Origin of the sequence: Chryseobacterium ginsenosidimutans (assembly GCF_024807225.1) — a bacterium.
Classification (GTDB): Bacteria; Bacteroidota; Bacteroidia; order Flavobacteriales; family Weeksellaceae; genus Chryseobacterium; species Chryseobacterium ginsenosidimutans.
Genome location: NZ_JANUCO010000001.1, coordinates 2,995,943 through 3,009,820, shown reverse-complemented (window position 1 = coordinate 3,009,820; position 13,878 = coordinate 2,995,943). Strand labels below are relative to the sequence as shown.

10 protein-coding genes and 2 pseudogenes are annotated in these 13,878 nt (G+C 33.8%); all 12 read left to right on the top strand.

Annotated elements, in window-relative coordinates; all coding sequences use genetic code 11:
• The first annotated feature begins 23 nt into the window (after nucleotides 1-23).
• The 12 genes and pseudogenes from J3D55_RS14165 (at nucleotide 24) to J3D55_RS14110 (ending at nucleotide 13,797) form a co-directional block, all read left to right on the top strand.
• Nucleotides 24-1,406, top strand: a complete 1,383-nt coding sequence (locus J3D55_RS14165; protein WP_259132082.1) for a nucleoside permease — start codon at nucleotides 24-26, stop codon at nucleotides 1,404-1,406.
• A 116-nt stretch (nucleotides 1,407-1,522) separates the two neighbouring features.
• The gene (locus J3D55_RS14160) at nucleotides 1,523-2,080 is read left to right on the top strand and encodes an RNA polymerase sigma factor (RefSeq protein WP_259132080.1); all 558 of its coding nucleotides are present in this window, start codon (nucleotides 1,523-1,525) and stop codon (nucleotides 2,078-2,080) included.
• Nucleotides 2,061-2,750, top strand: coding sequence for a hypothetical protein (locus tag J3D55_RS14155; protein ID WP_259132078.1), 690 nt, complete (start codon nucleotides 2,061-2,063; stop codon nucleotides 2,748-2,750). Before J3D55_RS14160 ends, J3D55_RS14155 begins: the two co-directional genes overlap by 20 nt.
• Before the next feature lie 82 nt (nucleotides 2,751-2,832).
• Nucleotides 2,833-3,927, top strand: coding sequence for a hypothetical protein (locus tag J3D55_RS14150; RefSeq protein ID WP_259132076.1), 1,095 nt, complete (start codon nucleotides 2,833-2,835; stop codon nucleotides 3,925-3,927).
• A 149-nt stretch (nucleotides 3,928-4,076) separates the two neighbouring features.
• Nucleotides 4,077-4,460 (top strand): hypothetical protein, encoded by a 384-nt coding sequence (locus tag J3D55_RS14145; protein WP_259132074.1) that lies wholly within the window; start codon nucleotides 4,077-4,079, stop codon nucleotides 4,458-4,460.
• 14 nt (nucleotides 4,461-4,474) lie between these two features.
• Complete coding sequence (locus J3D55_RS14140) at nucleotides 4,475-4,939, top strand: hypothetical protein (RefSeq protein ID WP_259132072.1); 465 nt, start codon at nucleotides 4,475-4,477, stop codon at nucleotides 4,937-4,939.
• Between the two features lie 17 nt (nucleotides 4,940-4,956).
• Nucleotides 4,957-6,136 (top strand): annotated as a pseudogene (locus tag J3D55_RS14135) (acetyl-CoA C-acyltransferase).
• A 527-nt stretch (nucleotides 6,137-6,663) separates the two neighbouring features.
• Nucleotides 6,664-8,136, top strand: coding sequence for an MFS transporter (locus J3D55_RS14130; RefSeq protein WP_259132070.1), 1,473 nt, complete (start codon nucleotides 6,664-6,666; stop codon nucleotides 8,134-8,136).
• A gap of 190 nt (nucleotides 8,137-8,326) precedes the next feature.
• Nucleotides 8,327-10,498: a T9SS type A sorting domain-containing protein gene (locus J3D55_RS14125; protein WP_259132068.1), complete on the top strand. Its 2,172-nt coding sequence runs from the start codon at nucleotides 8,327-8,329 to the stop codon at nucleotides 10,496-10,498.
• 191 nt (nucleotides 10,499-10,689) lie between these two features.
• Nucleotides 10,690-11,617: pseudogene (locus J3D55_RS14120) on the top strand (mevalonate kinase family protein).
• A gap of 12 nt (nucleotides 11,618-11,629) precedes the next feature.
• Nucleotides 11,630-12,559, top strand: a complete 930-nt coding sequence (locus J3D55_RS14115; protein WP_259132066.1) for a UbiA family prenyltransferase — start codon at nucleotides 11,630-11,632, stop codon at nucleotides 12,557-12,559.
• Between the two features lie 65 nt (nucleotides 12,560-12,624).
• Nucleotides 12,625-13,797, top strand: a complete 1,173-nt coding sequence (locus J3D55_RS14110) for a proline dehydrogenase family protein (RefSeq protein WP_259132064.1) — start codon at nucleotides 12,625-12,627, stop codon at nucleotides 13,795-13,797.
• The last annotated feature ends 81 nt before the right edge of the window (nucleotides 13,798-13,878 follow it).

Genomic DNA, 13,878 nt, shown 5'->3' with positions numbered 1-13,878 from the left:
AGAGATATTCTACATTAATAATTATGAATTTAAAATTACGACTTACCATCCTAAGTTTTCTGCAGTTCTTCGTTTGGGGAGCTTGGCTGATTACGATGGCTAATTTTTGGTTTGGTACAAAACATTGGGATGGAGCGCAGTTTGGAGCTGTTTTCGGAACAATGGGGATTGCATCCATTTTTATGCCGACCATTACCGGAATTATTGCCGACCGTTGGGTAAACGCAGAAAAGATTTTTTCGGTCTTGCAAATCCTGTATGGTTTGGTTCTTTTCTTTTTACCGCATACAGAAAATCCTGATTCTTTTTATTATGTAATGCTGGTTGCGATGTGCTTTTACATGCCGACAATCGCATTGGCAAACTCTATTTCTTATACTGTTTTAAAGAATAGTAATTTGGATGTTGTTAAAGATTTTCCTCCGATTCGTGTTTGGGGAACAATTGGTTTTATTGTGGCAATGTGGGTTACCAATCTTACAGGTAATAAAGCGACAGAAGGACAGTTTTATATTGGAGGAGTAGCTGCAATTATTTTGGGAATTTATGCGTTGACTTTACCTAAATGTCCGCCACAAAAACTTATAGATAAAGAGGCCCCTTTATTTGAACAATTGGGTCTGAATGCGTTTAAGCTATTCGCTAATTATAAAATTGCTTTGTTCTTTGGTTTTTCTATGCTTTTGGGAGCTGCATTACAGTTAACAAACGCTTATGGAGACGTTTTTTTAAGTGAATTTTCTCATTTTCCTAAATATGCAGATTCTTTTGTAGTTCAGAGATCAACGATTGTGATGTCTATTTCTCAGGTTTCTGAAACATTATTTATTTTGGCGATTCCTTTCTTTTTAAAACGATACGGAATTAAAAAAGTAATGTTGATTTCAATGTTTGCTTGGGTACTGAGATTTGCCTTCTTTGCTTACGGAACTCCGGAAGGATATGGAGTATCATTAATTATTTTATCTTGTGTTGTTTACGGGATGGCTTTCGATTTCTTCAATATTTCGGGATCACTTTTCGTGGAAACTACTACAGATAAAAAGATTCGCTCTTCTGCACAAGGATTATTCATGATGATGACGAATGGTTTCGGAGCTTTTTTCGGAAGCAATATTGCAGGTTGGGCAATTGATAAATTCTTCACGCACAAATTCACAAATGCTACAGAATTATCATCTTATTTGGAAACAACACCTAATAATCCTACTTTTATTGAGATTCTTAAAAATACGTTCAATTCAGCAATAAATACAGATGGTACTTTATCATCTGCCGTAATGCTAAGAGACTGGCAAAATATCTGGTTGGCTTTTGCAGCTTATGCCTTAATTTTAGCTGTCTTATTTGCAGTTTTATTCAGACATAAACACAATCCCGCAGAAATTTCAGAGATAAAACATTAATTTTTATCTCATTGATTTTTAATATATTAAATTGCATTTTCAAAAAAAGTGCAATTTTTTTTGTTTTTAAGGCAACCTTTTCAGCAATATTCCGTCTTATAAATAGAAACTGATAAATGAAGAACTTAGAAGAGAATTTTAAACTGGCAAAAAAACAGGACCGGAGAGGGCAGAAAGCTCTGTACGACATGTTTTCGGCGAAAATGCTTGCCATTGCAAATTCTTACGTTAATAATCTCCATGATGCAGAAGATATTTTGATGAATTCTTTTTTCACCTGTTTTTCGAAAATTGACGAATGCAAAGAATGGAAAAGTTTCCCGTTTTGGCTGAGGAAAATTGTGGTCAATAATTCGATTAATTTCATCAGGAAAAGTAAAAATATTCTTTATAAAGATGTTGAGGTAAATGAAATCGGAGATTTAGAAGACAACTGGGAAGATGAAATAGAAGAAATTAATATGGATGAAATTTTTTCTAAAATGCCCGATGGATACAGACTTGTTTTTAATCTTTATGTTTTTGAAGAGAAAAAGCATCAAGAAATTGCAGAAATCCTCAATATTTCTGAAGGCACAAGCAAAAGCCAGTTGAGCAAATCGAAGAAATGGATCGCCGATTATTTAAAAGCAAAAGAAAATGGAAAGAAAAATAATGAAACAGTTAAGATCTGATTACGAAAAGCTTGAAATAAAGCCTTCTGCAGATCTTTGGGATAAACTGGATCAAAAGCTGGAGGAAACGCCTGAAATGGTTTCAAAAACATCATTCCATTGGTGGAAATATGCAGCCGTTGTTTTGTTGTTGATTTCGGTAGGAACTGTTATTTATTTTACTACCGATAAAAATAATTTTGATTCTAAGAAAACAGATTATCTTGTTAAAAAAGGATTGAAAAACACGATAAATCCGGAATTCAAGACTCAACCTGTTATTTCAAATGATGAAGCAATTAAGGAAAATGAAGTGAAAATTGTTGCTGAAAATAAAAAGATCAATGCTGAAGAAAATTTTATTCCAAAAAAAGAACAGCAATTTATTCAACCTGAAATCTCAGAATTTAAAACATCTCAAATTGCAATCAAACAGCCTGAAAATATTGAGATTAAGCTAGTGAAAATTGAAAATAAAAATCCAAACCTTCCTGTAATTGCAGAAGTGAAAAAAACAAAATCAAGTTACATCAATGCAAATGAGCTTCTTTTAGGAAGAGAATTTGATAAAACCCGTGAAAATCCGTATAAAAACGAAGTGAAATTAGGTGTTTTTAATCTTGATAAAGCCGTTCCGAAAGTAGATAATGTGACGGTTCTAGGCGTGACGGTTTATATCGATTCCAAGTAAATTTTTAAACTTTTTAAATAGAAATTCCTGTTCATTAAAAACGAACAGCGCTATAGTAGTGTCTAAAATAATATAAAAATACATGAAAACAAAAATTGCTTTAATGACTGCTGTCATGGCATTTTCTTACAGTTTTGCACAAGAAAATCCGCACACAAATTCACAATTAAAAAGCTATTCGAGAAAGATCGACAGCATCGTAGTTTCAGAAAAAGTAAAAATGAATAAAGAGCTTGATGGCGTCGACAACAATTTCAAGAATAATAAAATCAATACCGATGAGAAGCAAAAACAAAGAGCCGAAATTGCTTCAAAATACGAACAGAGCATTAATGAAAAAGTAGATGCCCGAAAATCTGAACTCGAAGAAGCAACGAGAGAAATGGTAAAAGATGCTGTTTTGAGACCGAATGATTCTTTAAGAAGCGGGAAAAACCAAATGATGCTCGGATTGGGTGGCGTAAAAATGCGTATGGATGGAGATAAGAAAACGCCAAAAGACTATCTTCAATCCTTTGAATATGCAATTGCGCTTGTTGGAACCGGATATACTTCAAAAGATAAGCCTTTCAAATTTTTTGATAAAGATTCTGATGTGAAAAATACGGTTTTTAATTCTACAAGTTTTGTGGTGAGATATGAAAATCAGCTTGGAGGATTCAGAAGTCCTTTGTTTTATCGAATTGGAGTTGGTTATCGATGGGATCAGTCGAAACCGAAATACGGCAGAGTATTTTCTCAGGACAATAATATGCTAGGAATTAAAGATTTTGCTAAAGGGGATTTGAAGGAAACGCATCTTGATAATCATTATATTTTTGTTCCGGTGGATTTCAGATTTGTTTTAAATCCTAAATATATCGAGTATGACGGCGTAAAATATCTGGACAACAGAAAAAGCCAGTTTAATATTATTGCAGGAGTTTACGGAGGAGCAAGAATTACAAGCAATATTTACAATAAATATTCTAATGAATTCAGTAACAGGATAGTAGAAAGAGAAAGACTGACACATGGCGTGAATGATTTTGTGGTGGGAGGAAAATTGGGAATAGGATATGCGGGATTCAATATATACGTTCAGAAGGATTTTACACCGACATTTAATAATAATGCTAATCTGACACACAAATATGGACTTCAGATCGGAATAGAAATAATGAGTGTTAATTTTTAAATTATCAATAATGTGTATTATTTTTTTACGAATTATTAAATATTATTTTGAAATTTTTATTATTAATAAATAGTTAATTGTAAATTACTATATTTAAAATACACTTATTCTAAGTGTGTTTTTTTTTGTATTTTGGCACTTTAATAGATATGAAAAATATTCAATTATTAGGATTGTTATTAGTTGTCGCAGGAAGCTTTCTGCCATTAGTTCATGTGCCTATTGTAGGAAACTGGAACTATTGGAAGGTAGATCATTATTTGGCAATAGCATGCTGGATTTTCTCCGCAGGAGCACTTTTTGGGATTGTGAACAATAGTGGGAAAATGGCAAGAATTTTTGCGATTCTTTTAATCCTTTTATTCACCTTCACTTTGTTTGCTGTAAAGATGCAGTCTTTAGAATACTTTAGCTTTATGCCTTTCAAATCTTGGCAGGAAAAACTGGCGGGTATCGTAAAATTAAGATGGGGTTGGATCGTAGAATTTGTAGGAGCTTTTATCATCCTTTTAGCAAAAAATAAGAATAAATAAAAACAAACACAGATATGAATTTTTTTAAAGTACTTTCAGTCGCGGCATTATTTTTATGTGTTTCCCAAATCGACGCACAGAAAAAAGAAACAGCAAAGTCAAAGCCAAAGCCAAAAACTGAAACTGTAAAACAAAAGCCTTTAGATAACCCTGTAAAATGCAGCAATATCAAAGAAGGAACTTTTTTACGTATCAATTATCCCAAAAACCTTTGGTATATGACGGTGAAAGATAATGTGCAGACAGAATATTATAACGACGGAAAAGATTTTATAAAATCCACCATGGTTTTTATTGATGACTGCAATTATAAGGCGATTGTGCTGGAAAAATCAGAGAAGGACAATCCTGTAAAAATAGGAGATGTTTATTCTAATAAAATATTTGCAAGCCAGGATAATTTTTTAAGAATTGAAAGCGTATTGAATGGTGATAAATATGATTTGCCTTTAGAAAAAGTAATAGAAAATAAAAAATAGAAATAAAGTATATACACATGAAAGAAGTATTCATCGTTTCCGCAGTAAGAACTCCGATGGGAAGTTTTTTGGGAAGTTTATCAACGGTTTCCGGCTACTAAGTTAGGATCTGTTGCGGTAAAAGGAGCATTAGACAAAATCGGTCTTGATCCGAAATCGGTTCAGGAAATTTACATGGGGAACGTTTTACAGGCTGGAGAAGGACAGGCTCCGGCTCGTCAGGTTGCTTTAGGAGCGGGACTTTCAAACGAGACTATTGCTACGACAATCAATAAAGTTTGTGCTTCAGGAATGAAGGCTGTTACGATGGCTGCACAGGCAATTAAAGCGGGTGATGCAGAGGTAATCGTTGCAGGAGGTATGGAAAACATGTCTTCAGTTCCTCACTATTATAATGCAAGAAACGCTACGAAATTAGGTGACGTTAAAATGCAGGACGGAATGGTTTTAGACGGTCTTACAGACGTTTACAATAAGGTTCACATGGGAGTTTGTGCAGAGAAATGTGCTACAGATTATAGTATTTCAAGAGAAGAGCAGGATAATTTTGCGATTGAATCTTACAAAAGAGCTGCAAAAGCTTGGAGCGAAGGGAAATTTGCTGAAGAAGTTGTTCCTGTATCGATTCCTCAGAGAAAAGGAGATCCTATCGTTTTCGCTGAAGATGAAGAATATAAAGCGGTAAATTTCGACAGAATTCCTACACTTCCTACAGTTTTCAAAAAAGAAGAAGGTACGGTAACAGCTGCAAATGCTTCTACTCTTAATGACGGAGCTTCTGCGTTGATTCTTGTTTCTAAAGAGAAAATGGAAGAATTGGGACTTAAGCCATTAGCAAGAATCGTTTCTTACGCTGATGCTGCTCAAGCGCCTGAAGATTTTACAACTTCACCTTCAAAAGCTTTGCCTATCGCTCTTAAAAAAGCAGGTTTAGAGCTTACAGACATCGATTTCTTCGAATTCAACGAAGCGTTTTCTGTAGTTGGTTTAGCAAATAACAAGATCTTAGGATTAGATGCTTCTAAAGTAAACGTAAACGGTGGAGCGGTTGCTATCGGTCACCCACTTGGAAGTTCAGGTTCTAGAATTATCGTTACTTTGATCAATGTTTTAAAGCAAAACAATGCAAAATACGGTGCTGCAGCGATCTGTAATGGTGGCGGTGGAGCTTCGGCTATTGTTATTGAGAATTTGTAATTAAATTTTTAAGATGTAAATATAAAAATTGGAGTCATTCGGCTCCAATTTTTTGTTTTTATAGAGGTTGATTTTAAAATTAACCGCAAAAAATACAAAAGCTATTATTGATATTAAAAATTCATTTATTTAGAGTCTGTTTAAATTTAATAAAAAGCAATACTAATTTTTTAACGCAAAGATTTAATTCAATAGTAATTTAGTTGAAGTGAGTAAAGATGAATCAACAAGTTGATTTAATGAAGTGTTGTTTTCACGCTTCGCGAAAGCAAATTTTATTTGTCTTTGCCTTCTAAAAATAATGCGGAATGTAAATATAATCTTTGCGTTAAAAATAAAGGATTCCATTTGAGTAAACATTTATAAAAACAAGAAGTGATGCAGAAATGGATCACTTTTTTATTGATAAGAATATTGAGATTTTCATAAAAAAGAAATTATATCTTCTGTTAAGTTGTAATTAATAAAAAAAAGCACCGAATGTTCAATGGTTTTTATATTTTTGTGCTACTTAATATTTAATTATAATGTCTGAAATTGAGAATCAACAACCTCAGAATATAAAGAATAATCCGAAGATTATGAAAGCTTGGGCAGTTTATGACTGGGCAAATTCTGTTTATTCACTGGTTATTACGTCTGCCATATTTCCTATCTATTACACGATTCTTACGACAGCTTACAACAAGAAAGAGTTTGTGAGTGCTGCCAAAGAAATTCAGGAAGTTCCTGTGAGACACATGATAAGAGTGTTTGGAGAAAGTTATGAGCCGGATGCTGTTCTCAGCTTTTCTTACGCATTGTCATTTTTCCTCGTTGTACTTTTATCACCGTTTTTGTCATCTTTAGCAGATACTATTGGGAACAAGAAATCTTTTTTACAGTTTTTCTGTTATCTGGGAGCAACATCATGTATGGGATTGGCGATGTTTACGGGGATGTCTAATTTCTTTTTAGGTTTGCTGTTCAGTATTACGGCGAGTGTAGGGTTTTGGGGAAGTTTGGTGTTTTATAATTCGTTCTTACCCGATATTGCCACTCCCGAAAAGCAGGATTCGCTTTCTGCAAAAGGATATATCTACGGTTATATAGGATCCGTAATTTTATTGATTATATGTTTGGTATTAATCCAGGTAGTAGCGAAAGGTCCGGAACAGGCTAAGATTTATATCAGAATAAGCTTCTTACTGACGGGAGCTTGGTGGTTTGGATTCTCGCAATATACTTTTAAACATTTGCCGCAGTTCGGAGATGTGAAGGAGAAACTTCCTAAAGATTTGGTTCTTTTAAATTATAAAAACATTTTTAAAAAGCACGAAGAACAAGGTGGTTTCTTTGAAGTATTAAAAGATAACATCAGTTTCTATAAAGATATTGCGAAAGAAAGCTTTCGAGAATTATTCCGTGTTGGAAGCAAGCTTTTTTCAGATAAAAAGCTGAAATTTTTCTTATCAAGTTTCTTCTTTTACAGTGTAGGGATGCAGACTATATTTTTGATGGCTGTTCCTTTTGGAAGCACCGTTATCTTCCCGAAAGAAGTAGATAAATATAAACTTATTATTACAATTTTAGTAATTCAGATCATCGCGATTTTCGGAGCTTTCCTGTTCTCAAAATTATCTAAAAAGATCGGAAACAAAAACGTGATCACCATTGCTGTTATTATTTGGATTATCTGCTGTTTATCTGCGTATTCTTTGAATAAAGAAAATCCTAATCTTCAACTACAGTTTTATGGTTTGGCAGGTCTTATAGGTTTGGTGATGGGGGGGCTTCAGGCGATGTCCAGATCGACATACTCGAAGTTATTACCGGAAAATTCTATGGAAAATACAACCTACTTCAGTTTCTATGATGTGCTTGAAAAAATAGCAATTATCTGCGGAATGCTTATTTTCAGTGTATTCATCCAAAAGTTTCATAATATGCAGTATGCATTCATATCAATGTCTGCGTTTTTTGCAGTGGGCGCAATCCTTATCAGATTCGTAAAAAAATAATCATAAAAGATTTATCTTAAATTTTAAGCAAAAAGGCATTAGTTAATTTAATGCCTTTTTCTTTTAAATAAATTGAGCTATTTTTTAGATTTAATTTGTTATTAAATTTTAAATTATGTGAAAATTTTAAAATGTTCCCATTGTTTTTGGATTTTTTTTGTTTATTTGCAAATTGTAATAAATAGTAATAATGATAAAAAAACTCCTAACTCTCTGCATTTTACAGTGTGCAGTCTTTGGTTTTTCTCAGAACATGAAACCTGTGGCTCAAAAAGTCTCAGAATATCATGCTCAAAAGAAAAACTTTGAAAAGTATGATGTATTCACAGTCAACAAAAATTCAGAAAAATTAGCCGAATACAAAAGAGCGGCAACAGACATTTCGGTCATCAATGTTGATGCTAAACAATTAAAAAAACTGGTTTACGAAAAACCGGAATTTCTTGAAATTTCTTTTCCTTTCGATGGAAAACAAATTACTTTGGAATTATATAAAAATCAGATTTTTACGAATGATTTTAAGGTTACTACCAACAAAGGCGAAATCGTAAATTATACTCCCGGAGCTTATTATCAGGGAATTGTAAAAGGGGATAATCAATCTATTGTAGCATTCAGTTTCTTCGATAATGATGTCGTAGGAGTTGCTTCTACAATGGAATTGGGAAATGTTGTTTTAGGAAAAGTTAAAAACTCTACAGATTTTGTAAGTTATTCAGATTCAAAACTAACGGGTTTAAATCCTTTCATTTGCGGTGTTGATGAATTAGCAGAAAATCAGAAGCAAAAAGTATCTTTCGATCCGAATGCTCAGAAAAATACAGGAAAAGTATTAACACAAAACTGTGTAAGAATCTATTACGAAATTTGCTACGCACCGTATGTAAATAACGGTTCAAACACAACGACTACATCAAATTGGTTAACGGCAATTCACAATAATATCTCAACCCTTTATAATAATGATGATATCAGAGTTGCTTTAAATGAGATTTATATCTGGACAACCGCAGATCCTTATACAGGAACTCCAAACGCGAATTTGGCGAGCTTCAGAGCGAACAGACAGACTTTTAACGGAGATTTGGCGCATTTGGTAAACCAGCCTTCTACGACGAGTGTGGCGTATGTAAATTCTCTTTGTACAACAAGCAGACACGCTTATTCAGGAGCTTCTCAGACGTATAACAACGTTCCTGTTTATTCTTGGACGATCGAAGCGATGACGCACGAAATGGGACACAGTTTAGGTTCTCCTCACACTCACGCTTGTGCATGGAACGGAAATTCTACAGCAATCGACGGTTGTGGTGCTGTAGCTGGTTATCCGGAAGGGTCTTGTCCAACAGGACCGATTCCTTCATCTACGGTAAAAGGAACCATCATGAGTTACTGTCACTTGGTTTCAGGAGTTGGAATTAATTTTGCAAACGGTTTTGGTCTTCAACCCGGAGCTTTAATCAGAAGTACGGTTGATTCTAAAGCTTGTCTTGGAACAAATTGTACAACAGCTTGTACAACAACAGTTACAGCAATGTCTGTTTCAAATATTACCCAAACTTCTGCAAGTGCAACCTTTACAGATGCCACTTCAACTTCATGGAAATATAAACTAACAAAATTTGATGGAACTCCAGTTACAAACGGAACAACCACGACGCAGTCATTCAGTTTTTCTAATCTTCAGCCTGCAACGTATTATCTTTTATCTGTAGGTACGGAATGTTCTGCAGCGTACCAAAGAACCCAATTGTTCTTGACAGATGCAGACTGGTGTGGTGGATTTCAGTTTACAGATACCGGAGGAACAACAGGAAATTATGGTGATAATCAAACGATCACAAAAACTTTCTATCCAAGTTCAGGAGCTTTAACGATGTCATTCACAGAATTTGGTCTGGAGCAGGATTATGATTATATGTATATTTATAACGGTCCGTCTACAAGCTCACCGATGTTTGCTACAGGAAATGCTTTAACGGGAACTACAGTTCCGGGATCATTTACTTCTACGCATTCTTCCGGAGCGATTACGGTAAAATTTGTTTCTGATCCTGCCGAAACGGGTATCGGTTGGAAAGCGAATTTCTCTTGTGCAGTTTTAGCGGTAGAAGATGTAAATACAAAAGATAATTCAGTAAATATTTATCCGAATCCGGCTAAAAATATGATTACCATTTCTTCAAAAGATGCTTTAAAATCATTTAAAATTTATGATGAAGCAGGAAGATTAATCAAGTCAGATTCTTCTTTAAAAGGAACTAAATTTGAGGTTAATATTTCCTCAATGCAAACCGGAAACTATGTCGTAACGGTAGAAACAGAAAAACAAAAAGTAACCAAGAAATTAATAAAACAATAGTTTTAAAAAATATTTAATAAAAAGCCTGATTATGTCAGGCTTTTTTGTTATCTTTAATACAAGAAACACAATTTTTAAGATGTAATTAAAATTTAAAAACTATTCAATTATTAAAATAGGTAGAATTCGGCGCGAATTTTGCTTATATTGAGCGGAATAATTTTTAAATTTGCAAAAAATTTATTGTCAACATGACGAACCCTCTATTTTATGCTAAAATAATTCTTTTCGGAGAATATGGAATGATCGAAGACTCACAAGGTCTTGTAGTTCCATACAGCTTTTACAAAGGAACTTTAAAGTTCTCTGAGTCGGAGTCCGAATTCGAAAAAAAATCAAACGGACACCTGCAGAAATATTCTGATTATCTTGCAGATCTCAATCTTTCCGATGATTTTAGGCTAGACGTAAAAAAATTCAAACAAGATATTTCAAACGGACTTTTCTTTGATTCTAATATTCCGCAAGGATATGGAGTGGGAAGTTTCTGGAGCTTTGGTAGCTGCAATTTTCGAAAAATATTCTTTAAAAAAACATGATCCTGAAAATATTTCTAAAGATAATTTAAAAAATCTGAAGGCTGTTTTTGGAGAAATGGAAAGCTATTTCCACGGAAAAAGCTCAGGAATGGATCCGTTGATCTGCTACATGAATCTTCCTATTTTAATTGAAAATAAAGAGAATTTAGACAGAGTTTCTATTCCGGATGGTGAAGAAGGAAAAGGCGCTATTTTCTTGATCGATTCAGGAATTACAGGCGAAACAGGACCAATGATTCAGATTTTCTTTGAAAAAATGAAGACCGAAGGTTTCAGAAAAACGCTGAAAGAAGAGTTTATTCGCTATAATAATGCTTGTATTGAGTCTTTCCTGAAAAAAGATATGAATCCTTTCTTCAGAAATCTTAAAAAACTTTCACACTGGGCGTACGAACATTTCCGTCCGATGATTCCGGAAAGTATTTTCAATATCTGGAAAAAAGGACTGGATTCTAATGCGTATTACTTAAAACTCTGCGGAAGCGGCGGTGGCGGTTATATTTTAGGTTTCACCAAAGATTACGAAAAAGCAGAAAAAATGCTTGACGGTTTCCATAAAGAAGTGATTTACAGATTCTAAAAGTTGTTGTGAATGAATTCTGAAAAAGAAACCTTCCAACAGAAAAATTATATACAAAAATCTTTTTTTTATAGATTTTCACAATTTGTGGGCTTTCTTTTGGGAGCTCGCTTTTTTATTGCCGTTCTGCTTACTTTTGCGTTGTATGTTTCCACATTTTTCCTGTTCAATCAGGATGAAAATTTCAGGAAATTTGTCTTCGATTTTAAAGTTCACGGCATTATTTTCTGTACCGTTTTGACGATTTTGGCAGGAGGAATTATCAATCAGTTTTATGATTTTGAGAAAGATCATGTTGTAAAACCTTTCAGAACGAGACTTCAAAGCTTCATTAAGCAAAAATATTTTTTATACGTTTATTTGATTTTAAGTGTGATTTCTTTAGGAGTTGCATGGATGATTTCACATAATGTATTTGCTTTCTTTGTTGTTTATCAATTCTTTATGTGGTTTTACAGCCATAAATTAAGCCGGATTTTAATTTTAAATAATCTCACTTTTGTCAGCCTTACTTTATACCCGTTTTTCGGAATGATGGTCTATTACGAAACTTTTTCCAAAAAGGTTTTATTGATGGCAATTTTCCTTTTTTTAATTCTTTTATGTATTGATATTGTGAAAGATACATTGACGAAAAGTGTTGATAAAGCTTTCGGATATATTACAATTCCGAATTATTTTAAAAATAAAACAACCAAAGGAATTATCATTTCTTTATTAATAATCACAATGGCTGTTTCCATGAAACTGATCCTTAAAACAGGGATTTCAGGATTCATGGCTTATTACTTTGCAGGCGGATTATTTGTTTTTATTCTTTGCATTTATCTTCTTCTAAATCATTCGAGGAGAAGTAAATTTATGACCCTTAATATTTTAAGATTTTGGGTTTTCGTAGGAATTATTGCCATGCTTTTAAACGGATTGGAAGGTAAATTGTAGAAAAATTTCTCAAAAAAACCTTACATTTTCTTACCTTTGCCAAACCTTAAATTTATATAATAGTAATGCCCATTTTTAACGATACTAAAGTCGCATTTGCAGACAAATCTGATGCACAGTTAAGAAAAGCGTATTGGATGTTCAAGATGATCGAGCAGCCTTCACTTACAAAAGTAGGAACTTCTGTTCTTAATTTTTCTATTCATAATAATTTCCCATTCGTTACCGGAATTGTAAAGAACACTTTGTTTGCGCAGTTTTGCGGTGGTGAAACGCGTGAAGAAAGTATGAAAGTAGTGAAGCAGCTTTTCAAAAGAGGAGTTGGAAGTATTTTCGACTATTCTATTGAAGGTAAGGAAGATGAAGCAACTTTTGACGCCGTTTGCAAAGAGATCAAAGATATTGTGAGATTTTCTGTGGGAAATCCTGCGATTCCTTTTATCGTTTTTAAACCTACTGCTTTTGGTAGAATTGATCTGTATGAAGCGGTCGGAAAAAACACAGAACTTACTTCAAGCCAGAAAGAAGAATGGGAAAGAGTGGTAAAAAGGTTTGATGAAGTGTGTAAATTATGCCATGAAAATGACAAAAAAGTAATGGTAGATGCAGAAGAAACCTGGATGCAGGATGCAGCAGATCACCTTTGCGAAGAAATGATGGAGAAATACAATCGTGAAAAACCTATCGTTTGGAATACCATTCAAATGTACAGAACCGGAAGATTGGAATATATGGAAGGGCATCTTCAAAGAGCCAGAGAGAAAGGATATTTTATCGGTTATAAAATCGTTCGTGGCGCTTATATGGAAAAAGAAAGAGCCAGAGCAGCGGAAAAAGGTTATGCAGATCCGATTCAGCCGAACAAAGAATCTTCAGACAAAAACTACGATGCAGGAATTGATTTTGTAATGAATCATCTGGATAAAGTTTCGGCATTTTTCGGGACTCACAACGAGATTTCTTCGGAATTGGTAATGGATAAAATGAAATCTGCAGGTCTTGAAAACGGCAATCCTCATGTCTATTTTGGGCAATTGTACGGAATGAGCGATAATATCACATTCTATTTGTCTGATAAAGGCTATAACGCAGCAAAATATCTTCCATACGGACCTGTAAAAGATGTGGTTCCGTATCTTACAAGAAGAGCTCAGGAAAATACTTCTGTTGCGGGACAGACCGGAAGAGAGCTTGGTCTCATTGGTAAAGAACTGAAAAGAAGAAAAAATAATAAGTAATTTTTTTATTTAAATAGAACAGCCTTACAAATTTTTTGTGAGGCTTTTTTTGTAATAAATCTCTATATCATATATTGATAA